Raw genomic sequence first — 22,170 nt, 5'->3', positions numbered from 1 at the left:
CAGGGGGACCAGGACCGCGGCACTGCTTGGCTCGCGTCGGCGCTTGCGGGTGATCGGGGGCCCGAACCATGTGCACCGCGCGCTGCCGTCGCTCTCCGAGGTGAACATCGTCGGCCGGGAGGTGCGGTCCAGGTCCCCGAGAACGAGCCCCCGGTGATGTGCAGGGAGGGGGTACTGCCAGTGGTCGGGGCCACGTCGCCTGTCGCAGTGCGACGTTCGCATGCCGCAAGCTGATCGTTTCTTCGGTGAATGGGTGGGGCCGTGTGGGTGAGTAAGCCGCCTGACGCGGTCTGCTGAGCGGCGGCCGACTGCTACCTGTGTTCTTCACTGATCGCGGGAGATCTGACGGGCCCCGCGACGAGGGGAAAGGCAGGGCGTTGGCTGCTATCGATCGTCGCGATGTGTTGAAGGCAATGGGCGGGGCTGCGGCCTTGTCGCTGCTGACGAAGAGCATCGCCCGTGCGGCTGAGATCGAGCCGCATTCGCCTACCGGAACGGTCCGCGATGTCGAGCACATCGTGATCCTCATGCAGGAGAACCGCTCCTTCGACCACTACCTGGGCACGCTGCGCGGTGTCCGCGGTTTCGGGGATCCGCATCCGCTGATCCTTCCCAATGGCGAGCCGGTGTGGAAGCAGCGGCTCGGGGAGGACTTCGAGGGCCGCGTGGTGCCGCCGTACCGGCCCGAGCCTGTCGACGGGCAGCCGCTGGGACTGACATGTTTCAGCGACCCCGACCACGACTGGGACACCGGGCACGAGGCGTGGAACCACGGCCGCTACGACGGGTGGGTCAGGTTCAAGCAGCAGTTCGTCATGGCCCACTTCGAACGGCAGGACATCCCGTTCCACCATGAGCTGGCCGACGCGTTCACGATCTGCGACGCCTACCACTGCTCTCTGAACGGCTGGACCGACCCCAACCGCTACTACATGTGGACCGGCTGCGTGGATGCAGCCGGCCTCGGCGACGGGCCGATCATCCTCAACTACAAGGCCGGCAGCACACCCGCCCACACCTGGACCACCTATCCCGAACGGCTCCAGCGGCACGGAGTGTCCTGGAAGATCTACCAGGACGTCGGCAAAGGACTCACCCTGAAGCACAACTGGGGGTGGACGAACAACCCATGCATCGGCAACTACGGCGACAACTCCCTGCTCCACTTCGCCCAGTACCAGAACGCCGGCCCCGACAGCCCGTTGTACCGCAGGGCACGCACCGGAACCCGGATCGAGAAGACCATCGGCACACACGGGCTACCCGACTTCGACCAGCTCTTCGCCCAACTGCGCCACGACGTCACCAGCGGCCGCCTGCCGAAGGTGTCGTGGATCGCCGCACCGGAGATCTTCAACGAGCACCCCATCTACCCTGCCAACTACGGCGCCTGGTACGTAGCCCGCGTCCTGGACGCGCTCACCAGCGACCCAAAGGTGTGGAGCAAAACCGCTCTGATCGTCACGTACGACGAGAACGGCGGCTTCTTCGACCACGTGCCCCCGCCCTTCCCACCGGAGAACGAGGCACAGGGCAAGTCGACCGTCACGGCCAGGGACGAGTTCTACCACGGCCAGGACGGCGTGGTCGGCCCCTACGGGCTCGGGCCCCGGGTACCCACCTTCGTCATCTCGCCGTGGAGCCGGGGAGGCTGGGTGTGCTCGGAGGTGTTCGACCACACCTCCCTCATCCGCTTCATCGAGCGCCGCTTCGGCGTTCATGAACCGCAGATCACCCCTTGGCGGCGCACCGTCTGCGGCGACCTGACCTCTGCCTTCGACTTCGGACACCGCACCGGCGAACTGCCCGCTCTGCCCAGCACCACCGCCTACCGGCCCACCAGCTGCGAACGGCAAGAGGGCGTGGACCCCCAGCCGCCCGCGGATCCCGGGCTGCCCCGCCAGGAGCCGGGACTGCGACGGGCCCGCCCGCTGCCCTACGACCTTGCCGCCGACTGTCACCTGGACGAGGACCGCCTGCACATCCACCTCACGAACCAGGGAGAAGTCGGCGCCTCGTTTCACGTCACCGCTCACACTCACGTTCACGACGGCCCTTATGGTCCGTGGGTGTACACAGTCGGCGAGCGCAGGGACCTGTCCGACAGCTGGAAAGTCACTGACAAGTACAACTTCCAGGTCCGCGGCCCCAACGGATTCCTGCGATCCTTCAGTGGAAACGCTGCTCAGCGCGAGGACACCGCGATCGCTGTCACGGCTCGGCACAGCACCGAGGACGGCGGCCAGCTTGTCGTCCAGCTCAGCAACCACGGCCCCCGACGCGCCGCTGTCACCGTCAAGAACGGCTACAGCCGGCACACCACCCGCCTGCTGCTGCACCCCGGACAGGACATCACCCACGTCGTTGCCACGCAGGACAACCACAACTGGTACGACATCACTCTGAGCTGGGGCAGCAACACCGAGTCCCTGGAAATTCGCCGCCTGTGCGGCCACATCGAAACCGGAGCGCCGAGCACCAGCGACCCCGCCTTCGGCCGGCATGAGGACATCGACACAACGACCACCGTCTCACCCACACGGGCACCTCAACCGACGCCTACCACCCGCTGAGCTCTCCGACCGCTCCCGCATGCCCTCCTCTCCGCTGCGAGAGGGGCATGCGGGACGTCGAGGCCGCGGATCGCCATGGTATTGCCGCAGCTTTGCAGCGGCCCGACACAATTCCGAGGCTGTCCGGTCCTTCTGCTACTTCTTCACCGACCCCTCGATGAGTGGGCGGGCACCTGCGAGGAACGGTTCCCACCGGTGCAGGTAGTGCACGAGTGGGACACCGCCGTCCAGGTCCAAGACAACGAGGCGACGCCGCCACACGTGCCTTCACCCGCGCCGAATCAAGCGTTCTTCGACCACGCCGACGAGCAGGTGGAACGCATCCGGGGCCGTGGCCGCAAGGAATGGCTGCCTGCCTTCCGGGACGCCGTGGCCTTCAAGACCGCGTACGGCTACGGTCTGCGGCCAAGCGTGCAGCTGATGCCCCATTCGGATGTCTCGAACGGCACGTCGGCGACGCCCTGCCGACAATCGGATGCATGATCAGCTCTCGAGCACTACAGCGCGGTTCTACCGCTCTTGTGGCGGGTGTCCTGGCCGCTTCCAGCCTGACTGCGGCAGCCACACCTGCACAAGCCCAGGCTGTCACGGACCGCACCAGCGCCCCGAAGGTAGGGGAGGTTTTCTGTTGTAGAGCGATGGAAGACCCACAAAGCCTCAGTGCATCCACCCAAGCCCTCGTAAGTGCGATCGGTCTGGATACAAGCGGTCTCTCCGGGCAGGTCGGCCGAGACTGCGCCGTGATTACCACGCTTGGCGTCACCAATCCCGAGTGCACCCATCAGGTCCAGTGCACCGGGCCCAACATGAATGGGTTGCTGGTGCTGAACTGCAGCCCCTTGCAGCCCGCAGATACCCGCCGCAGTACATCGGGTTAACGAGCCTTGGCCATGTCTTCGTCGCGGGCCATCCGGGCCTGCTTACGCAGGCGCGACATCCGCACCGTCACGCCGGAGCGGGCCGACCAGGTCGCCAACCGACAGCGGCGCGGGACTGGCAGGCGGCCTTCGGCCTCGGATCCGACGGCCGCAGCATCCCTCTGGTCGATGCCAACGGCGTCCTGCTGGCGGCCATCCAAGCGTTGCACCAGCAGGTACGCCAGTTGCAGGCCGATATCGCCCGCCTGCAATCCCGTCCCGACAACCGTAACGAGCGCCCCGCCTGAGAGGTCGTCTTCTCCTGGTGTTCCACACCGGAATGAGCCCTTGATCACGCTGTGTCGAGTGGCACCGAGGGACGGTGGCTTCGCCAGTCAGGCGGCAGGCCATCAAAGCGTGCCTGCACGCCCGCCGTGAGGAACTGTTCGAGCTGGCGGACGCGCCTGGACGCTCAGATCGATGCCGCCAGTGATGTTCCGACGTTCTGTCAAACATCCCCGCCTCGGCTCAAACCGGTGGCGTCGACTTCGGCCAGCACGCGACTGTGGAGGGGCGCCACCCCAGCTGGTGCCGGATCTCTGCTGCGACCTGCCCGCCTCGTTGGGGCGACACGCCGGTGGACAGAACACTGCATCGACGACGAGAAACTCCGGCGCAGATGCTCACCACCCAGCCTGCGCATCTCCTTGGCCTGGTGGCTTGCGGCTGTACCACCGCTTAGAGGTCCTAACAGAAGCCGTTGATCACGTGACTGTCGGCTTGGGTGGTCGTTGGTCTGTTCGTGGGAACCCGTCAGTCGTGGCCGTGGATCGTGTCGGATGAACTGTGGTCGCTCATCGAGCCGTTGCTGCCCGAGCCGGGGCCGAAGCTGGTCGAGGGCCGGCCGCGGGTACCTGACCGGCAGGCACTGTGCGGGATCCTGTTCGTGCTGCACACCGGCATCCAGTGGGAGTACCTGCCCCAGGAACTGGGCTTCGGCTCCGGCATGACCTGCTGGCGGCGCCTGGCCGCGTGGAACGAGGCCGGTGTGTGGGACGAACTGCACCTGGTGCTGCTGAAGAAGCTGCGTGCCGCGAAGAAGCTGGACTGGTCGCGGGCGGTGATCGACTCCTCCCACGTGCGGGCCGCTCGACGGGGCCCAAAAGAGGCCCCAGCCCGGTCGACCGTGCACGTCCGGGCAGCAAACACCACGTCCTCACCGACGGCCAGGGGATCCCGCTCGCGGTATCGCTGACCGGCGGAAACCGCAACGACGTCACGCAGTTGTTGCCCCTGCTGGACAAGGTTCCGGCCGTGGGCGGCGTCGTCGGCCGAGCCAGACACCGTCCCGACGCGCTCCTCGCAGACCGCGGCTACGACCACGACAAGTACCGCCGGCTGCTCTGGGCCCGCGGGGTCCGTCCTGTGATCGCCCAACGAGGACAGGAACACGGCAGCGGCCTGGGCATCTTCCGATATGTGGTCGAGCGTACGATCGCCTGGCTCCACGGCTTCCGCCGTCTGCGGATCCGCTGGGAACGACGCGACGACATCCACGAAGCCTTCCTAGGCCTCGCCACATGCCTGATCACTCACCGCCACGTCCAACGCCTTTGTTAGGACCTCTAACACGCGCACACTTTTGGGAGGCATGTCATGAACCGTGTTCGTGCGTTCAGCGCCATCGTTGCGCCAAGTGCCCTGCTTGCGTTGGGAAGCATCGTGCTGGCTACTCCCGCTCAAGCCGCCGTGCCACCCTCCCCCAAGCTCGCCTCCGTCGGCGGCATCGACGCCGTCAGGGGCGTCGGCAGCATCGTCAATACCCTCCCTCCCGTTGGTGTCGACGCCAAGGCCCTCACTGGCAATGGTGTCGGTAGCCTCCCTAAGGTCCGTGTCGACCCCAAGGGCCTCACCAATCCCGCCGGTAGCGTCCCTCCCGACGGTGGCGTCAACGCCGTCAAGGGCGTCGGCAATACCGTCGGTAGCCTCGGCGGTACCGTCGGAGGTGTCGGCGGAATCCTCGGTGGTGGAAAGCCGTCATAAGTAGCCTCTTCGGCTGACAACGCGCTCGTGACCGTGTGGGGTCGTGAACGTTAGGACGTCGGGCGGGTTACGGGCGTAGCCAGAGCCGGATCGCGGCGAGCGTGACCGTGCCTTGAAAGACGTAGGCGCGCTTGTCGAACCTGGTGGCTACGGCCCGTGAGCTTTTGAGGGCGTTGACGGTGCGTTCGACTTCGTTCCTGCGTACGTACTGGTCCCGGTTGAAGCCGGTAGGTCTGCCGCCTACGCAGCCGCGGCTGCGACGGTGGGCCCGCTGGTCGCGGCGCTCGGGGATGACGTGCCGGATCTGCCGTCGCCGCAGGTAGCGGCGATTACGGCGTGACGAATACGCTTTGTCTGCGCTTAGGCATTCGGGGCGGGCACGCGGGTGTCCGCCGCCTGGGCGGGGGACACGGATGCGGCCGAGGACCGGGATCATCTGCGGCCCGTCACCCCACTGGCCCGGGGTGACGAGCAGGGCGAGCGGGCGCCGCCCGCCCTCACTGGCCAGGTGGATCTTCGTCGTAAAGCCGCCCCGGGAGCGCCCCAGGGCTTCGTCCTGCCTGTGCCACGCGGGGCGGGTCCGCTTGCCTGGGATCTTCGGGCCGCGCTTGCGGGCGCCGGCCGCGTGCTGGTGAGCCCGCAGGACGGTCGAGTCCACACCGACCATGGACCAATCGATCCGTCCCTCCGCATCCGCGTCGGCCTGAAGGCCGCGGAAGATCCTTTCCCAGGTTCCGTCCGCCGACCATCTGCGATGGCGGTCGTACACCGTCTGCCATCTGCCGAACCGGGTCGGCAGATCCCGCCATGGAATTCCCGTGCGCAGGCGGAACAGAATCCCGTTGATCACTCTGCGGTGAGACTTCCACCGCCCGCCCCGTCCGGAGTTCTTCGGCAGGTGTGGTTCCAGCCGAGCCCACTCCGCCTCACTCAAGTCACCCCGCCCCACACGGCTGAGAACGACCTACGACCTGGGCGGTCACCACCAACCCATCAGACACGCCCTAGACGTGCGTGGTTGCAGTCTCAGCCCAGCGCGAGGACTGCAACCATGCGCGCATCACCCTCCGCCCACGAGCATCTTGAGGACGTCAATCAATGGAGACGCGACGTTGACGAGAAGTTGGAGCACGAAGTTCACCCCCTCCTCAAACTTGCAGGGCTTCATGCCAGCATGACCGTGCCCGTGAGGCGAGGTGGGGACTTGTTGGTCGGTTCAGCCGAAAGAGTGGCGGTCTCCGCTACCAGGGCGCTGTATGACCCGTCCGACAGACCCTAGGTCCTGACCCGTCGGACAGGCCCTAATTCAGTAATCGGTGATATCGCCGCACATCGGGCTGGGACTGGCCTCGACTCGTTGGGCCTTTACCGGAAGTCCGCAGTTTCGCTGCACCGTCCGGTAGCGGGGTCGGCCACTGTGCACGCGGCCTCGCGCAGCAAGCCAACGGCCCCGTCGCTGCCGGCCAGGTGCCTGTCGAGACCTGACCTGGCCCTTCGTTGTGCGGGATCGCAGGTGGTTCAAGTTGATTCAACCAATGTTGACATCCATGTCATCAATCATGGGCACTCGGATCGAGTCGGAGGAGGGAACTATGCCCATCAGCCGAGCCACATCCGTCCCTGTCGACGTGCCGCGGGGCCTCGCGGGCGTCGTCGTGACTGACACTGCCTCGGGTGATGTCAGGAGGCCGGAAGGTTTCTGTCACAGCCCCAGCCCTCATGGGTGCGGAAATATCTTCGATTGAGAGGGGTGGCGGGCAGTTGGTCCGGGAATGGCCCGGGCCTTGGCCCCGAGTTCCGACTCGGCGTCCATCTGAGGGAGGTGTAGCCCGGTAAGTGTGAAGGGGGGACGTGTGTGGTCCGTCCGAAGCTTGCCTGCGCGTGGTCGCACGCTCCGGATGTCAGGCTCTTCCGGCGGAACCGGCGCAGCACGGTCGCGTCGAAGGTCTTGGTGGACGCCAAGAAGTGCGGGCGGCCCCGGTGCTGATCACTGGCATCGCGTTCACCGAGATCCGGTTCGTGCTTGGCAACGGCTTGGCCGGACGGACTCGGCTCACTGGAACGCGGGTATGACTTCCTTGATGAACAGCTCCAGGGACGTGCGCTTCTCCTCGTGCGACATGCTGTTGTCAATCCAGAAGCTGTACTCGTCGACGCCGAGTTCCTCATAGGCGCGCAGCCGCTCGATGACCTCGGCCGGGGTTCCGATCATCGCGGTTCTGTGCAGCGACTCCGGTCGGAACTCCGGGCGGTCCTCGAACTTCGACTCTGGGCTGGGCGGCAGGAACCCGTTCCGCGGGGTGGTCTTGTTGCCGAACCAGGCGTCGAAGGTCCGGTAAAAGCGGTTGATCGCCTCCGCGGCCGGGCGCCAGCCGTCGGGCTCGTCGGGGGAGTGGACATGCGTGTGCCGCAGCACCATCAGGTCGGGGCGCGGCACCTCGGGGTGGTTCGCGACCGCAGTGTCGAACTTCTCCTTGAGGGCGGCGACTTCCTCGTCGCCCTTCATCAACGGGGTGACCATGACGTTGCAGCCCTGGGCCACGGCGAAGTCGTGGGAGGCGGGGTCGCGAGCGGCGATCCACATGGGCGGGGTGGGCTGCTGCACAGGCTTGGGCACACTGGTCGATGTCGGGAACTGCCAGATCTCGCCGTCATGGGCGTAGTCGCCCTGCCAGAGCGCCCGGACAGCGGGCACGAGTTCGCGCAGGTGCTTTCCGCCGTCGGCGGCCGGCAGTCCGCCTGCCAGTCGGTCGAACTCGAACTGGTAGGCGCCTCGGGCGAGTCCGACCTCCATGCGGCCGTTGCTGATGACGTCGAGGAGCGCGCATTCACCGGCGACCCGGAGCGGGTGCCAGAAGGGGGCGATGACGGTTCCCGCGCCGAGCCGGATGGTCGAGGTCTTCGCGGCCAGGTGGGCGAGCAGCGGCATCGGGCTGGGGGAGATCGTGTACTCCATCGCGTGGTGTTCGCCGATCCACACGGTGCCGAACCCGCCGGCCTCGGCCATCAGGGCCAGCTCTGAGAGGTTCTCGAAGAGTTGGCGGTGGCTGACCTCTTCGTCCCAGCGCTCCATGTGCACGAACAACGAAAACCTCATGACTGCTCCTCGTCTGCTGTGGTGATCAGGGTGCCGTCGGCGTCCATCTCGGTGAGGGTGACGTCACCCGTGGCCCAGTGCGTCCTTGGGACCTCGTGGACGACGACGCGGATGTACTCGGGGCGGGTGTTCGTGGTGCGCAGGACCGCTGCGTGCACCTCGTGGATCAAGTCCCGGATCTGTGCCGGGGTACGGCCCTCGGCGAGGGTGATGGAGACCTGTGGCATGTCAGCTCCGCATCGTGAACGGGTCGGCCACGGGCTCCTCGCTCGTGTTGATCCAGACGCTCTTCAGCCGGGTGTACTCCTTGATGGTCTCGGTGCCGTGTTCGACGCCCACGCCGCTGGTCTTGAAGCCCTGGCGCGGTGACATCGGGGACATGGCCCGGTAGGTGTTGACCCAGACGGTGCCGGCGTCCAGGCGCGCCGCCATCCGGTGCGCCCGTGCGAGGTTGGTCGTCCAGACCCCGGCTGCGAGTCCGTAGTCGGTGTCGTTCGCGAGGCGTACGACCTCGTCCTCGGTGTCGAACGGCATGACCGCCAGGACGGGGCCGAAGATCTCCTCACGGACGACGCGCATGCTGTTGTCGACGTCCACGAGGACGGTCGGCTCGTAGAACCAGCCGCCGAGACCGCCGTCGGTGGCCCGTCCACCGGTCAGCACCCGGGCGCCTTCGCCGCGTCCCAGGTCGACGTACCCGGCCACCTTGTCGCGCTGGCCTTCGAAGGCCAGCGGGCCGAGTTCGGTCTTCTCGTCCAGGGGGTCGCCGATGACGATGGTCCGGGCTCGTTCGCAGACGCGAGCGAGGAGTTCCTCGTAGACGGATCTGTGCGCGAACACGCGGCTGCCGGCGATGCAGGTCTGTCCGGCGGCGGCGAAGATACCGGCGACGATGCCCATCGCGGCGTTCGGGAGGTTCGCGTCCTCGAACACGATGTTGGGCGACTTGCCGCCGAGTTCGAGGGTGGAGCCGATGAACCGGCTCGCGGTCGTGGCGGCGATACGTGCCCCGGTGGCGGTGCTGCCGGTGAAGGAGATCTTCGCGAGGTCGCGGTGGTCGACCAGGGCCTGCCCGGCCTCGGCGCCGAACCCGGTGACGACGTTCACCGCACCCGGTGGGAATCCCGCATCGAGCGCCAGCTCCGCGAGCTTGAGCACCGTCGCCGAGGTGTACTCCGAGGGCTTGATCACGACCGTGTTGCCGGCGCAGAGCGCGGGCGCCAACTTGCTGCTGGTCAACGTCAGCGGAGAGTTCCAGGGGGTGATCGCGCCGACCACACCGAGGGGCTCCCTGGCCGTGTAGTTGAGTACCTGTCGGTCGGAGGTGGGGATGAAGTCGCCGTGGATCTTGTCGGCCAGTCCCGCGTAGTAGTAGTAATACTCCGGCAAGGTCGCCAGCTGCCCGCGCATCTCGCGCAGCAACTTGCCGTTGTCCTTCGTCTCCATGCGAGCCAGGTCTTCGGCGTTCTCCGCGATCAGGTCCCCGAGGCGGCGCAGCAGATGTCCGCGCCGTGTCTGGCTGAGGTCGCGCCAGCGCGGGTCCTCGAAGGCTTCCCGCGCGGCGGCCACGGCTCGCTCGATGTCGACGGCGTTCCCGCGTGCCGCCCGGTAGAGGAACTCGCGCGTGGCCGGGTTGGTGCTCTCGAAGTACTCGCCCGAGGCGGGCTCGACCCACCTCCCGTCGATGAAGTGCTGCAACGTGGTGAGTTCAGACATGTGCGCACTCTCCGATGAAGGTCGTGAGGGATTCGACGAACGCCTCGGGGCGCTCGACGGGCAGCATGTGACGCGCCTGGGGGACGACCACCGCACGGCAGCCGGGAAGCGCCGCGGCGAGCCGGTGGGTCATCTCGGGGGTGGACCCGGGATCGTTCTCGCCCGTCACCGCCAGTGCGCGTACGGCGATGTCGGCCAGGTACGGCGCGAGTTCGGCGTCAGCTGTGGCGAACACGCGGTAGCAGTTGAGGAAGGAGCCGACGTCGTTGGAGAGCAGTGTGGCCTCGGTGCGGGCCACCCGGTCGGGGTCGACGTCGGTGCCGGCGTACCACCGCTCCAAGGACGCGGCCGCACTCGCCGTGAAGTCGGCCTCCGCGGTGCGCAGCCGGTCGAGCACGGACGCCCGCTCCTCGGCCGTACGCGCGCACACCGAGCTGACCGAGGTGAGCGTGGCCACCAGCTCCGGGTGGTGCAGCGCCAGGTGCTGGGCGACAAGGGCCCCGAGCGAGAACCCGACCAGGTGCGAGTCCGTCGGAATCTCCTCGACCACCCCGTCGGCCAGGTCCGCGAGGGTCACCCCGTCGTGCACCGGCGGGCGGGAGCCGTGGCCCGGCAGGTCGGGGGTAAGCACGGTGAATCGGTCGGCCAGCAGCGCGGCGGTGGGCTCCCACATGGTGTGGTCGAGCCCGACGCCGTGCAGCAGCACCACGGTGGGTTTGCTCATGGGCACCTACTGCTCGGTCGAGAGCGGTGCCAGGCGCTGCTGGGGGCGCCCCTGGGAGGCTGCGGCGAGGGCGATGACAATCTCGTTCGGGTGGGGGGCGTCGCTGATGCGGACCTCGACGGTCTGGTGGTGCGAACGGATCGTGGCGTCGGTGATGTGCTTCAGCGGGATGTCGAAGACGATGCCGGCGGGCCCGCGTTTCTCGACCGCGGGCAGCAGGGTGGTGGCGTCCGCGGCCTTGCGAAAGTGGTCGCCGAACTTGAGCGTGTGGATCAGTGCCGAGCCGTGCTCGATCTCCCCGTCCAGGCCGACGATGGCCGCCTTGCCGTACGCCTCGGCGGGTGCCTGGAGGGCGTCGAGCACCGCCGGGGCCAGTAGCGCGCCGAGATCGGAGGCGTTCGCTTCGATGCCGGGATTGAGGTCCTCCACGAAGCCCTGACCGGACCAGGGGTTCTCGATCACCGCCGCGACGACGGCGACGCGGGCGGGGCGATCGACCCTGCGGCCGCCTTCGGTGCGGATCTCCTCGACGACGGTCACGATCTTGCGGACGTTCATGAGGGAACTACCTCCAGGCTTTCGGTGGTGACGACGGGGTCGGTCATGCGGTCCCCGATGCGAGGGTGGGGGCGCGGCCCCGTCGACGCGGCCGCGATGACGACGATCTCGTCCGCACGCGGGGCGTCGGAGACGCGGGCGCTGATGGTCTGGTAGTGGCTGCGCGTCGAGGCTCGGGTCTTGTGCCAGAGCGGGACGATCAGCGTCTCGCCGGCCTCGGCACGGGTGTCGGCGAAGCAGATGACCGACTCGCCGTGGAGGAACTCCCGCACCAGATTGCCGAAGTACGGGGTATGGATGAGGGCTCCGGCGTGCTCGATCTCGCCCGCCGTACCGACGATCGCGGCCTTGCCGAACGATTCGATCTCGTCCACGCCGCCCAGGGCGGCGATGAGCCGGTCGGTCAGCAACTTCGCGAGCACCGGGGCGATATGGCCCTGCTCCGGCGACAGATCAGCCGAAGGGCCGGTACCCACCCAGGGGTTGCGTATGACCGCGGCGACGCTGGCTCGCCGCGCGGGCAGAGCCGGTGCCTGGCCCGCCTCGGTGAAGACGACATCGCGGTAGAGCACGAGCTTCCGGAGACCGATGCTCTCGTCAGGGTGATCCATTCGCTCTTGCATGGCACAGGACGATAGGCATCGCCGCTTGTGACGGTCAAGGGGTTGGACAGAAGGGCTTCTCCGCGCTCCCTCTCGGCCCCCTGTGAGGCCAGTCGTAAGCCTTTGACCTGTAGATATTTACGGCATCCAGGGTCTGGACGTGATTCGTCGCCACCGAACCCTTGACGCCCCATCCGTGCCATGCCTTACTGCTGCTTGCATGCCAGGGCGGGTGGCATCAGGCCCTGCGGACTCTAAGGAGTTACATGTCCAGTCACCTTCGAACCGGTACGGAAGCGACGCCGTCGGGCAGCGGTGAAGAAAACACCATCAAGGGCACGGTCGAAGGCCATGACGGCGGCGGCAGACTCGGTTCCGTCTTCTGGACCTCGCTCGGCATCTCCGCCCTCTTCGTGGCCTGGGCGGTGCTCTTCACGGACAACCTGAACAAGGTCACGAACACCTCCCTGAACTGGGTGACGGCCACTTTCGGCTGGAGCTACCTGGTGGTCACGCTCGGCATCCTGGTCTTCCTGGTGTTCCTCGCCTTCAGCCCCGCCGGCGACATCAGACTCGGCAAGGACAGCGATCGTCCCGAGTTCTCCACGCTCAGCTGGTTCGCCATGATCCTCAGCGCGGTCATGGGCATCGGGCTGGTCTCGTACGGCGTCGCCGAGCCCATCTCTCACCTGGCGACTCCGCCGCACGGCCTCGCCGAGCCGAACACACCGGCGGCAGCGGTTCGCGCGCTCCAGTACTCCTACTTCGACTGGGGTCTGCAGGCCTGGGCGATCTTCGCCGTCTTCGGCCTGGCCATCGCGTACTCGACCCATCGCAAGGGTCGGCGCACTCTGGTGAGCCAGATGTTCGAGCCGCTGCTCGGCGACCGGGTGAACGGGCCGATCGGCAAGGCGATCGACGTGCTGGCCGTGTTCGCGACGCTCTTCGGCACCACGACCTCCCTCGGCCTGGGAGCTCTCCAGGTCAACAACGGTCTCGGCAGGTTGTTCGGGATGCCGGTCAACTCGGTGAGCCAGGTGCTCATCATCGCCGCCGTCACCTCGGTCTTCACGCTGTCGGCGGTGACCGGTGTCAGCAAGGGCATCAAGCTGCTGAGCCAGGGCAGCACGCTGCTGGCGATCGCGCTGTTCGTCTTCATGCTGGTCGTCGGCCCGACCGTGTTCCTCGCGAACCTGTACATCGAGTCCGTGGGCCAATGGGCCACCGACTTCTTCCGGATGAGCCTGCAGGGCACCGCGTTCGGCGGGCTCGAGTGGATGCAGTGGTGGACCTACTTCATGATGGCCTGGTGGGTCTCCTGGGGTGCCTTCGTCGGCGTCTTCCTGGCCCGTATCTCGCGTGGGCGCACCATCCGCGGCTTCATCATGGGCGTCCTGGTCGTCCCCAGCGTGGTGTTCTTCACCTGGTTCACGGTCTTCGGCGGCACCGCGATCCACATCGACATGTTCGAGGGCGGCGACATCGCCAAGCAGACCGCGGCCGACATCAACAGCGCCTTCTTCGCGACCCTCGACCACTTCCCACTCGCCGGGCTCACCTCGGCGATCGCGATCATCCTGGTCGTGATGTTCTTCGTCTCCGGCGCGGACGCCAACACCTACGTGCTGTCCATGATGACCTCGGACGGATCGCTCACCCCGCGCCGTTCGGTGCTCATCCTCTGGGGCGTCCTCACCGGTGTCACAGCGGTCGTCCTCATGCTCGCCGGCGGACTGAACGCCCTGCAGAACACCGTCATCGTGACGTCCTTGCCGTTCCTCGTGATCATCGCCGGTCTGGCCGTGTCCTTCTGGAAGGAACTGCGGGCGGACCGAAAGGAGAAGACCGATGCCGCACACTGATACCCGCCGTGGGCTCATCGAGAAGGCGTGGGCCGCGGCCTGGGGCCAGGGTGACGTCGACGCCCTCGACACACTGCTGAGCCCGGCCTACCTCCGCCACGGCCAAGACCCGCACCCGCAGGACCTGAACGCTTTCAAGGCCGCGATCGTCACGACCCGAGCGGCCTTCCCGGACCTGGTCACGACCATCGACGACATCCTGGTCGAGGGCGACAGGGCAGCGATCCGCTGGCACAGCGCCGGAACCCATGTGAACTCGTTCCTCGGCGTCCCTCCCACCGAGCGGCGTGTCGAGGTCAGCGGCGCCACGTTCGCCCGGTTCGAGGGGGACCGGATCGTTGAGGAACACGTGACGTGGGACCCCCGGGCGTTGCTCTCGGCGTTGGGCGTCATCCGGGTGGGACAGGACTGATGATCAAGATGACTAGGAGCATCTCCATGGCGCCGCTCGCCTCGAAGCCCGACCTCGACGTGATGAAGCAGGTCAACCGGCGGTTCGTCACCGGTGTCACGGTCGTGACCGCGATGGACGGACAGACGCCCAGAGGACTGGCCGTCAACGCGTTCTCGAGCATCTCGCTCGACCCCGCCACCGTGATGGTGTGCGTCCAGCGCACCTCTTCCACCCATGACTGTCTGTTCCGGGCGGACCACCTCGCGATCAACATCCTGTCCACGGACCAGCTCGATGTCGTCGGTACGTTCGCGAGCAAGGCCGATGACAAGTTCAAGGACGTGGAATGGGAGAGCGGCCCCTGCGGCAGCCCGCTGATCGCCCGGAGCAGCGCGCAGATGGAGGTCGAGATCCGCGAGCGGCTGCAGGCCAGCACCCACACCGTGTTCATCTGCCGCGTGGTGCACGCCTCGGTGGCCGAGCGCCATCCGATGGTCTACAGCGCGGGTAAGTTCTTCGACGGTGGCGCGCTCGCGCCGTTGGGATGACCGGCGGGTGGCTCGGGAGACGGAGGAGGGCTCGGTGAATCGCGCAAAGAGCGAACCGAAGTGGGGGTCCCCCCGGCCGGAGGCTGGGGGAGGGTCGATGCAGGCCAGGGTGATCGCCGAAATGCGCCGGCGGATCATCAAGGGAGACATCGATCCCGGCGCTCCGCTCTCGGAGCTCGCCCTCGCGGAGGAGTTCGGAGTCAGCCGTACGCCGGTGCGCGAAGCCCTCAAGCAGCTGCAGACCGAAGGGCTGGTCGAAATCCGGCCCCGCGTCGGGACATTCGTCACCACCCCCTCCCGCCGCGAGATCACGGAACTCTTCGAGATGAAGGAGCTTCTCGAGGGCGCGGCCGCCCGCCTCCTCGCCCGGCGCGGCCGTGTCGCGGAGATCGACCTGCTCGAGCGGAACCTGCGCGAGGCCGACGAAGCGGTGGCGCGGGACGACCGGGAGCGGTACGCGGAGTTGGTCCAGGAGTTCCACGACCTGCTCATAGCCGGTGCCGACAACAGCAAGCTGGAGTCCCACTACCGGATGCTGATGAATCAGCTGGCGTACTCCCGGCTGGTGAACACGTCGCTGAGCCAGCCGGGCCGCCCGCTTCAGTCAGACCGTGAGCACCACCTCGTCCTGGAGCTGATCCTGGAGAAGGACGGAGACAGCGCCGAGCACGTGATGCGGGAGCACGTCAGGGCAAGCCGACGTGCGCTGCTGGCGGGGCTGCCCCTCAGCGGTTCGAACGAGAGGTTCGGCACGGCAGGTTCCTGAACCGGGCGATCACATTGGCCGCAGGCAGCCTGACGGTGGACCAGGGCCGGGTTCCGCCTCTTCGGAGGCGGTGCCCGGCCCTGCGGCTTGCGGGGGAAATCCGTCGGCTTACGGGGAGCTTCCACCGCCGCAATCTTCCCGTAACTCCCAGGGTGTCTACTCGCATGCAACGACGGTTCATCACAGTAGACACTCCATCGTGGCCAGGGAGGCCCCATGACGACCGACCCAGCGGCGGACGCCCCCGATCTCGCCGAGCTGGTCCGCGCCGACGGCATCGAGTTCGTACTGGCCGTCTTCGTCGACCTGACCGGCAAGCCCTGCGCCAAGCTCGTTCCTGCCCAGGCCGTCGAGGAACTCCGCGACGAGGGCGTCGGGTTCGCCGGATACGCGGCCGGCGCGCTCGGCCAGCAGCCGAGCGACCCCGACGTCGTCGCACGGCCGGACACCTCCTCGTACACACCCGTCCCCTTCGTCAAGCCCGGTCTCGCCCTCGTCCACTGCGACCCGTACGTGGAGGGCGAACCCTGGCCCTACGCGCCCCGCGTCATCCTGCGCAGTCTGCTGGAGCGGGCCGGGGCCCGGGGGCTCTCCCTGGCCGTGGGCGCGGAGGTCGAGTACTTCCTGGTCAACCGGGACGAGCACGGCGTGCTCAGCGTCGCCGACGTCAGGGACACCGCGCCGCAGCCTTGTTACGACGCGCGCGGCCTGACCCGGATGTACGACCACCTCACCGCGGTTTCCAGTGCCATGAACGCGCTCGGCTGGGGCAACTACGCCAACGACCATGAGGACGGCAACGGCCAGTTCGAGCAGAACTTCCAGCACTCCGACGCCCTCACTACCGCCGACCGGGTGATCACCATGCGGTACCTGGTGTCGGTGCTGGCCGAACAGCGCGGCATGACCGCCACGTTCATGCCGAAGCCGTTCACCGACCGCACCGGCACCGGCATGCACCTGCACATGTCACTGTGGCGGGGCGATGAGCCCGCCTTCCCCGACACCACCGACGGGCGCGGGCTCGGTCTCTCCCCGCTCGCCTATTCCTTCGTCGCCGGGATCGTCGAGCACGCGCGGGCGCTCCAGGCCGTCATCGCGCCGACGGTCAATTCCTACAAGCGGACCGGCGCGGTCTCCACTCGCTCGGGCGCCACCTGGTCGCCCCGCATGGCGGGTTACGGCGGCAACGACCGCACCCATTTCGTCCGCGTTCCCGACGGCAACCGCATCGAACTGCGCGGCGGTGACGGCGCCGCCAACCCCTACCTCGCCGCTGCCGCCGCCCTCGCCGCGGGCCTCGACGGTATCGAACGCGGCCTCGACCCGGGCGAGCCCGGCGCGGTGGGCAAGGGCCCGGAACTCCCGCCCACCCTGCTGCACGCCGTCGAGGCCCTCCAGGCGGACGACGTGATCAGCGGTGCCCTGGACGTGGCCGGGACCGGGGTGAGCCAGTACTTCGCCGACCTCAAACGCGAGGAGTTCTTCGACTGGCACGCCACGGTCGGCCCCTGGGAGCTGGACCGCTATCTGACCGCCTTCTGAACTGGCCGTCTTCTGACCGACCGCCTTCTGACCGACCGCCTTCCGAAGGGATCTGAGATGTGCGGAATCGTGGGGCTCCATCTGCGCGAGCCCTCCCTCGAACCCCGGCTCGGCGCGCTGCTGACCGCGATGCTGGGGCAGGTCGTCGAACGCGGCCCGGACTCGGCGGGGGTCGCGGTCTACGGCGACCCGCGTCTGTCCCCGCCGGGACGTGCCGTCGTCTCGCTGCTGGGGGTCACACCGGCCGAGGCGGAGGCCGCGCTGCCCGGCGCCGTGGCCGTCGCGGCCGACGCCACCACGGTCGTGCACGCGGACGGCGACCTGCTCGCAGCCGTCTCGGCCGCGCTGCCCCACGCCACCGTCATCGGCTCCGGCACGGGCATGGCCGTACTCAAAGGCACCGGAAATCCCGTGGGGTTGGCCGAGTCCTTCGGGCTCGCCGGTGTCACCGGATGGCAGGGCGTCGGCCACACCCGGATGGCCACCGAGTCCGCCGTCACCCCCGAGGGCGCGCACCCCTTCTCCGTCGGCCCCGGCCAGTGTCTGGTGCACAACGGCTCCTTCGCCAACCACGCCACCATCCGGCGCGAACTGCGCGCCCAAGGGGCCGAGTTCGACAGCGAGAACGACTCCGAGGTGGGCGCACGGTACATCGCGCACCAGCTCGCCCAGGGTGCCGACCTGGAGAAGGCGCTGCGGCTGCTGTGCGAGCGGTTCGACGGTTTCTACACGCTGCTCGTGTCCACCGGCGACTCCTTCGCGGTCGTCCGCGACGCGATCGCCTGCAAGCCCGCCCTGGTCGCGGAGACGGCCCAATGGGTGGCGATGGCCTCCGAGTACCGGGCCCTGGACGTCCTGCCGGGCATCGAGAACGCCCGCATCTTCGAACCCGAGCCGGAAGAGGTGTACGTATGGCGACGCTGATCGACCTGGCCGAGAGCCCGGTCCGCGAGCTCAACCAGGCCCTGCACTCCACGGCCGCCACCTCGTGGCGGGTCCTCAACCCGCGTGGCGCGCACGCCGTGGCCTGCGGGATCCGCGAGGACCACACCGTCGACGTCGAGGGCCACGTGGGGTACTACTGCGCCGGCATGAACCAGCACGCCACGGTCACGGTGCACGGCAACGCGGGCACCGGAGTGGCCGAGAACATGATGTCCGGAACGGTCCGGGTGCGCGGCAACGCCTCCCAGTCCGCCGGTGCCACGGCCCACGGCGGCCTCCTCGTGATCGACGGGGACGCCTCCGCCCGCTGCGGGATCTCCATGAAAGGTGTGGACATCGTCGTCGGCGGCGGCGTCGGCCACATGAGCGCCTTCATGGGGCAGGCCGGACGCCTGGTGGTGTGCGGCGACGCGGGCGACGCGCTGGGGGACTCGCTGTACGAGGCCCGTATCTACGTCAGGGGCACGGTCAAGTCCCTCGGCGCCGACTGCGTGGAGAAGGAGATGCGCGCCGAGCACCTCGCCGAACTCGCCGAACTGCTCAAGGCGGCCGAGCGGGAGGAGGACCCCGCCGACTTCCGCCGCTACGGCTCAGCCCGGCAGCTGTACCACTTCAAGGTCGCCAACATGACCTCGTACTAGAGGAGTCCAGCCATGGAACCCGCAACCCACGGCCTGCGCGAGTCGGCGACCTTCGACCGCGCCACCATCCACGCCATTCAGCGCGCCGCCGAGACCGGCGTCTACGACATCCGCGGCTGGGGCGCCAAGCGGAAACTCCCGCACTTCGACGACCTGCTGCTGCTCGGTGCCTCCATGTCCCGCTATCCGCTGGAGGGTTACCGCGAACGCTGCGACACGGACGTCGTCCTCGGCACCCGGCACGCCAAGCACCCCCTGCGGCTCGCCACCCCCGTCACCATCGCCGGCATGAGCTTCGGCGCGCTGTCCGCCCAGGCCAAGGAGGCCCTCGGCCGCGGTGCCGGCGAGGTCGGCACCTCGACGACCACCGGCGACGGCGGCATGACCCCGGAGGAGCGCGGCCACTCCAAGCACCTCGTTCACCAGTACCTGCCGTCCCGCTACGGCATGAACCCCGACGACCTGCGCGCCGCCGACGCCATCGAGATCGTCCTCGGCCAGGGCGCCAAGCCCGGCGGCGGAGGCATGCTGCTCGGCCAGAAGATCACCGAACGGGTCGCCGGCATGCGGACGCTGCCCGTCGGCATCGATCAGCGCAGCGCCTGCCGCCACCCCGACTGGACCGGCCCCGACGACCTCGCCATCAAGATCCTCGAACTGCGCGAGATCACCGACTGGGAGAAGCCGATCTATGTGAAGGTCGGCGCGACACGGACGTACTACGACGTCAAGCTCGCCGTGCACGCGGGCGCCGACGTCGTGGTCGTCGACGGCATGCAGGGCGGTACGGCCGCCACCCAGGACGTGTTCATCGAGCACGTCGGCATTCCCACTCTGGCTGCCCTGCCCCAGGCCGTCCAGGCGCTGCAGGAGCTGGGCGTCCACCGCGAGGTCCAATTGATCGTCTCGGGCGGCATCCGTAGCGGTGCCGACATGGCCAAGGCGCTCGCCCTGGGCGCGGACGCGGTCGCCATCGGCACGGCCGCGCTGATCGCGCTCGGCGACAACCATCCGAAGTACGACGCCGAGTACCGCGAACTCGGCTCGGCCGCAGGCTACTTCGACGACTACCAGGACGGCCGCGACCCGGCCGGCATCTCCACCCAGGACGCGGAACTGTCCGCCCGCCTCGACCCCGCCGAGGGCGGCCGCCGGCTCGCCAACTTCCTGCGGGTGATGACCATGGAGGCCCAGACCCTCGCCCGCGCCTGCGGCAAGTCCCATCTCCTGCACCTGGAGCCAGAGGACCTGGTCGCCCTCACCATCGAGTCCGCGGCGATGGCCCGCGTCCCGCTCGCGGGCACCCACTGGATTCCGGGAGCGGGCCTGTGATCGCGGTCGTCGGCGCCGGACTCATGGGCGCGGCCACCGCGTGGCAGCTCGCACGTCAGGGCCATGAGGTCACGCTGATCGAGGCGTACGACATCGGCCACCGGCACGGCAGTTCGCACGGCAGCTCCCGGATCTTCCGACGGGCGTACGCCGACCCCTTCTACGTCGGACTGACCGGGCAGGCGTACGATCAGTGGCGCGAACTGGAGGACGACAGCTCGACTCCCTTGCTGCGCACCACCGGTGGTCTCGACCTGGGGGAGGGGCGCGACCCGGAGGGGCTGGCCGCCGTGATGGGCGCGGCCGGAGTGCCGTACGAACTGCTCGGCGCGGAAGCCGCCGCGGAGCGCTGGCCGCACATCCGCTTCACCGGCCCGGCGCTCCACCACCCGGACGCGGGTGTCATCGACGCCGACCAGACCGTCGCGGCGTGCGTGCGCCGGGCCGTCGAGCACGGCGCGGACGCGCTGATCGGCGTACGGGTCACGGGCGTCGACGTACAGGACAAGGCACTTGTGCATATGGACGACGGCCGTGAGTTGATCGCCGACACGGTGGTGATCGCCGCCGGCCCCTGGCTGCCCGACCTCCCACTGCCCGTCCCCCTGCCCCCGTTGCGGGTCACCCAGCAACAGGTCTTCCACTTCCCGCAGCGGGAGCCGCACGTGCGGTGGCCGATCCTGGTCTGCAAGGACGGGTCGGCGCAGGTCTACGGACTTCCCTCCGGCGCCGACGGCGGCCCGCTCCCCGCGGTCAAGGTCGCCGAGCACGACCGGGGCACCCCCACCACCGCCCGCACCCGCACCGGGATCGTGGACCCGTCGTCGCGCACGCGGGTGAGCGACTTCGTCCGCGACCGGCTCCCGGGCCTGGATCCCGACCCGGTGGCCGAAGCGACCTGCCTCTATACCACCACTCCCGACGAGGACTTCGTCCTCGACCGCCACGGCCCTCTGGTCATCGTCTCCCCGTGCTCCGGCCACGGAGCCAAGTTCGCCCCGCTCATCGGGGCGATGGCCGCCGCCCTCGCCACGGGACGGGCCGAGCCCCATCCCCGGTTCCGCCTCGACCGCGCGGGCTAGGATGCCGCGGTGACCGAGCACCCCGAACCCGCAGCGGACCCCCGAGACTCCGACGACAAGGCGTTGGAGCGCGTCATCGCGATCCGGGCCCGCGAGTACCGGCAGGCGGCGGGGATGTCGGTCGGCGAGATGGCGCAGCGGGTCGGCATCTCCAAGGCCATGCTGTCGAAGATCGAGAACGCCCAGACCGCGTGCAGCCTCACCACGCTCTCCCGCCTCGCACGGGGCCTGGGCGTCCCGGTCACCGCCCTGTTCCGCGGCATGGACGACGAACGCGAGGCCGTCTTCGTCCCCGCCGGACACGGCGCCCGGATCGTGCGGCGCGGCACACGCGTCGGCCACGAGTACGCCCAGCTCGGCTCACTGCGGGGCGCCCACAAGCGCATGGACGCCCTGCTGGTGACCCTCACCGAGTCCAGCGAGATCTTCCCGCTCTTCCAGCACGCCGGCACCGAGATCATCTACATGCTGGAGGGCGTCATGGTCTACGGCCACGGCAAGTCCAGCTACACGTTGCGGGCCGGGGACGCCCTGCAGTTCGACGGCGAGGCCCCGCACGGCCCCGAGCGCCTGGTCGAACTGCCGATCCGCTTTCTGACGGTGACGGCTTTCGGGGACAGTCCGCACCACTGAAACCCGGCCTCAAGCAGGTCTTCGTCTGCTGGTGGTACACGTCTACCCGGTGCACGGGTCACCCTGTGCCGTCCGGGCAGCATCCTCGCCAAGCTTGGTTACGCCAACCGAACCGAGATGGCTGCACGATGGGCCGACCATGACCGTCGGCCCGACTCCAGAGAGGAAGTGCGCCATGACCTGCAGAAAGAGGATGTGACACAGCTTCTCACCCCAGGCCTGTTGGCCACAGACCACAGACCACAGGCGAAG

At 68.2% G+C, this 22,170-nt stretch carries 21 protein-coding genes and 1 pseudogene; 15 read left to right on the top strand and 7 right to left on the bottom strand.

All coding sequences use genetic code 11. The annotated features are described in order from the left end of the window. Positions 1–401: 401 nt before the first annotated feature. From AQI70_RS36245 to AQI70_RS39360, 5 genes and pseudogenes are all read left to right on the top strand, one after another. Positions 402–2,573 (top strand): phosphocholine-specific phospholipase C, encoded by a 2,172-nt coding sequence (locus AQI70_RS36245; protein ID WP_341845974.1) that lies wholly within the window; start codon positions 402–404, stop codon positions 2,571–2,573. 195 nt (positions 2,574–2,768) lie between these two features. Beyond that, positions 2,769–3,056 carry a hypothetical protein gene (locus tag AQI70_RS39370; RefSeq protein ID WP_159042753.1) on the top strand — a complete coding sequence of 96 codons (288 nt, stop codon included), beginning with the start codon at positions 2,769–2,771 and terminating at the stop codon, positions 3,054–3,056. Positions 3,057–3,469: 413 nt separating this feature from the next. Beyond that, a pseudogene (locus tag AQI70_RS39885) lies at positions 3,470–3,592 on the top strand (IS5/IS1182 family transposase); the annotation flags it as partial. A gap of 640 nt (positions 3,593–4,232) precedes the next feature. Continuing rightward, positions 4,233–5,050 (top strand): IS5 family transposase gene (locus tag AQI70_RS38175; RefSeq protein WP_425264655.1). Its coding sequence is split into 2 segments (ribosomal slippage): positions 4,233–4,562 and positions 4,565–5,050, totalling 816 coding nucleotides; the frame shifts between segments, so codons are not numbered across the junction. A gap of 36 nt (positions 5,051–5,086) precedes the next feature. After that, positions 5,087–5,473, top strand: coding sequence for a hypothetical protein (locus AQI70_RS39360; RefSeq protein ID WP_159042750.1), 387 nt, complete (start codon positions 5,087–5,089; stop codon positions 5,471–5,473). A 67-nt stretch (positions 5,474–5,540) separates the two neighbouring features. Here AQI70_RS39360 and AQI70_RS36220 read toward each other — a convergent pair whose 3' ends face one another. The 7 genes from AQI70_RS36220 to AQI70_RS36190 form a co-directional block, all read right to left on the bottom strand. After that, positions 5,541–6,422, bottom strand: a complete 882-nt coding sequence (locus AQI70_RS36220; protein WP_062156700.1) for an IS5 family transposase — start codon at positions 6,420–6,422, stop codon at positions 5,541–5,543. 1,104 nt (positions 6,423–7,526) lie between these two features. Continuing rightward, complete coding sequence (locus tag AQI70_RS36215; RefSeq protein WP_062156699.1) at positions 7,527–8,570, bottom strand: LLM class flavin-dependent oxidoreductase; 1,044 nt, start codon at positions 8,568–8,570, stop codon at positions 7,527–7,529. Continuing rightward, positions 8,567–8,797 carry a tautomerase family protein gene (locus AQI70_RS36210; protein ID WP_062156698.1) on the bottom strand — a complete coding sequence of 77 codons (231 nt, stop codon included), beginning with the start codon at positions 8,795–8,797 and terminating at the stop codon, positions 8,567–8,569. Before AQI70_RS36210 ends, AQI70_RS36215 begins: the two co-directional genes overlap by 4 nt. 1 nt (position 8,798) lies before the next feature. Continuing rightward, on the bottom strand, positions 8,799–10,286 hold the full coding sequence (locus AQI70_RS36205; protein WP_062156697.1) for an aldehyde dehydrogenase: 1,488 nt from the start codon (positions 10,284–10,286) through the stop codon (positions 8,799–8,801). Next, on the bottom strand, positions 10,279–11,010 hold the full coding sequence (locus tag AQI70_RS36200) for an alpha/beta fold hydrolase (RefSeq protein ID WP_062156696.1): 732 nt from the start codon (positions 11,008–11,010) through the stop codon (positions 10,279–10,281). Before AQI70_RS36200 ends, AQI70_RS36205 begins: the two co-directional genes overlap by 8 nt. Before the next feature lie 6 nt (positions 11,011–11,016). Further along, the gene (locus AQI70_RS36195; RefSeq protein WP_062156695.1) at positions 11,017–11,568 is read right to left on the bottom strand and encodes an amino acid synthesis family protein; all 552 of its coding nucleotides are present in this window, start codon (positions 11,566–11,568) and stop codon (positions 11,017–11,019) included. After that, a complete protein-coding gene (locus AQI70_RS36190; RefSeq protein ID WP_062156694.1) occupies positions 11,565–12,191 on the bottom strand; it encodes an amino acid synthesis family protein in 627 nt (208 codons plus the stop codon). Before AQI70_RS36190 ends, AQI70_RS36195 begins: the two co-directional genes overlap by 4 nt. 245 nt (positions 12,192–12,436) lie before the next feature. Here AQI70_RS36190 and AQI70_RS36185 point away from each other — a divergent pair, with 245 nt between their 5' ends. The 10 genes from AQI70_RS36185 to AQI70_RS36140 all read left to right on the top strand — a co-directional run bounded on the left by AQI70_RS36185 (position 12,437) and on the right by AQI70_RS36140 (position 21,918). Then, the gene (locus AQI70_RS36185) at positions 12,437–14,032 is read left to right on the top strand and encodes a BCCT family transporter (RefSeq protein WP_062156693.1); all 1,596 of its coding nucleotides are present in this window, start codon (positions 12,437–12,439) and stop codon (positions 14,030–14,032) included. Continuing rightward, positions 14,019–14,444 carry an ester cyclase gene (locus tag AQI70_RS36180; RefSeq protein WP_062156692.1) on the top strand — a complete coding sequence of 142 codons (426 nt, stop codon included), beginning with the start codon at positions 14,019–14,021 and terminating at the stop codon, positions 14,442–14,444. Before AQI70_RS36185 ends, AQI70_RS36180 begins: the two co-directional genes overlap by 14 nt. A 26-nt stretch (positions 14,445–14,470) precedes the next feature. Beyond that, positions 14,471–14,974 carry a flavin reductase family protein gene (locus tag AQI70_RS36175; RefSeq protein ID WP_107117161.1) on the top strand — a complete coding sequence of 168 codons (504 nt, stop codon included), beginning with the start codon at positions 14,471–14,473 and terminating at the stop codon, positions 14,972–14,974. Positions 14,975–15,071: 97 nt separating this feature from the next. Then, positions 15,072–15,740 carry a GntR family transcriptional regulator gene (locus tag AQI70_RS36170; RefSeq protein ID WP_062156691.1) on the top strand — a complete coding sequence of 223 codons (669 nt, stop codon included), beginning with the start codon at positions 15,072–15,074 and terminating at the stop codon, positions 15,738–15,740. A gap of 216 nt (positions 15,741–15,956) precedes the next feature. Then, positions 15,957–17,285 (top strand): type III glutamate--ammonia ligase, encoded by a 1,329-nt coding sequence (glnT, locus tag AQI70_RS36165; RefSeq protein ID WP_062156690.1) that lies wholly within the window; start codon positions 15,957–15,959, stop codon positions 17,283–17,285. A 57-nt stretch (positions 17,286–17,342) separates the two neighbouring features. Continuing rightward, on the top strand, positions 17,343–18,209 hold the full coding sequence (locus AQI70_RS36160) for a class II glutamine amidotransferase domain-containing protein (RefSeq protein WP_062156689.1): 867 nt from the start codon (positions 17,343–17,345) through the stop codon (positions 18,207–18,209). Beyond that, positions 18,197–18,871: a GltB/FmdC/FwdC-like GXGXG domain-containing protein gene (locus AQI70_RS36155; protein ID WP_062156688.1), complete on the top strand. Its 675-nt coding sequence runs from the start codon at positions 18,197–18,199 to the stop codon at positions 18,869–18,871. The genes AQI70_RS36160 and AQI70_RS36155 overlap by 13 nt, the downstream gene beginning before the upstream one ends. Before the next feature lie 12 nt (positions 18,872–18,883). Beyond that, entirely contained in the window at positions 18,884–20,203 is a 1,320-nt protein-coding gene (locus tag AQI70_RS36150) for an FMN-binding glutamate synthase family protein (protein ID WP_062156687.1), read from the top strand. Continuing rightward, positions 20,200–21,285 carry an FAD-dependent oxidoreductase gene (locus AQI70_RS36145; protein WP_062156686.1) on the top strand — a complete coding sequence of 362 codons (1,086 nt, stop codon included), beginning with the start codon at positions 20,200–20,202 and terminating at the stop codon, positions 21,283–21,285. Before AQI70_RS36150 ends, AQI70_RS36145 begins: the two co-directional genes overlap by 4 nt. A gap of 9 nt (positions 21,286–21,294) precedes the next feature. Beyond that, positions 21,295–21,918, top strand: a complete 624-nt coding sequence (locus AQI70_RS36140) for a helix-turn-helix domain-containing protein (protein ID WP_062156685.1) — start codon at positions 21,295–21,297, stop codon at positions 21,916–21,918. The last annotated feature ends 252 nt before the right edge of the window (positions 21,919–22,170 follow it).

Source organism: Streptomyces curacoi, from assembly GCF_001513975.1.
In the GTDB taxonomy this organism is placed as follows: domain Bacteria; phylum Actinomycetota; class Actinomycetes; order Streptomycetales; family Streptomycetaceae; genus Streptomyces; species Streptomyces curacoi.
Note: the sequence above shows the minus strand (reverse complement) of the source record. Positions and strands in the feature narration are given on the sequence as shown.

What these genes read in the sequence shown, in the direction of transcription:
- AQI70_RS39360 (WP_159042750.1), top strand. Translation starts at nt 5,087, where the DNA reads ATGAACCGTGTTCGTGCGTTCAGCGCCATCGTTGCGCCAAGTGCCCTG.
- AQI70_RS36215 (WP_062156699.1), bottom strand. Translation starts at nt 8,570, where the DNA reads ATGAGGTTTTCGTTGTTCGTGCACATGGAGCGCTGGGACGAAGAGGTC.
- AQI70_RS36210 (WP_062156698.1), bottom strand. Translation starts at nt 8,797, where the DNA reads ATGCCACAGGTCTCCATCACCCTCGCCGAGGGCCGTACCCCGGCACAG.
- AQI70_RS36205 (WP_062156697.1), bottom strand. Translation starts at nt 10,286, where the DNA reads ATGTCTGAACTCACCACGTTGCAGCACTTCATCGACGGGAGGTGGGTC.
- AQI70_RS36200 (WP_062156696.1), bottom strand. Translation starts at nt 11,010, where the DNA reads ATGAGCAAACCCACCGTGGTGCTGCTGCACGGCGTCGGGCTCGACCAC.
- AQI70_RS36195 (WP_062156695.1), bottom strand. Translation starts at nt 11,568, where the DNA reads ATGAACGTCCGCAAGATCGTGACCGTCGTCGAGGAGATCCGCACCGAA.
- AQI70_RS36190 (WP_062156694.1), bottom strand. Translation starts at nt 12,191, where the DNA reads ATGCAAGAGCGAATGGATCACCCTGACGAGAGCATCGGTCTCCGGAAG.
- AQI70_RS36185 (WP_062156693.1), top strand. Translation starts at nt 12,437, where the DNA reads ATGTCCAGTCACCTTCGAACCGGTACGGAAGCGACGCCGTCGGGCAGC.
- AQI70_RS36180 (WP_062156692.1), top strand. Translation starts at nt 14,019, where the DNA reads ATGCCGCACACTGATACCCGCCGTGGGCTCATCGAGAAGGCGTGGGCC.
- AQI70_RS36175 (WP_107117161.1), top strand. Translation starts at nt 14,471, where the DNA reads ATGGCGCCGCTCGCCTCGAAGCCCGACCTCGACGTGATGAAGCAGGTC.
- AQI70_RS36170 (WP_062156691.1), top strand. Translation starts at nt 15,072, where the DNA reads ATGCAGGCCAGGGTGATCGCCGAAATGCGCCGGCGGATCATCAAGGGA.
- glnT (WP_062156690.1), top strand. Translation starts at nt 15,957, where the DNA reads ATGACGACCGACCCAGCGGCGGACGCCCCCGATCTCGCCGAGCTGGTC.
- AQI70_RS36160 (WP_062156689.1), top strand. Translation starts at nt 17,343, where the DNA reads ATGTGCGGAATCGTGGGGCTCCATCTGCGCGAGCCCTCCCTCGAACCC.
- AQI70_RS36155 (WP_062156688.1), top strand. Translation starts at nt 18,197, where the DNA reads ATGGCGACGCTGATCGACCTGGCCGAGAGCCCGGTCCGCGAGCTCAAC.
- AQI70_RS36150 (WP_062156687.1), top strand. Translation starts at nt 18,884, where the DNA reads ATGGAACCCGCAACCCACGGCCTGCGCGAGTCGGCGACCTTCGACCGC.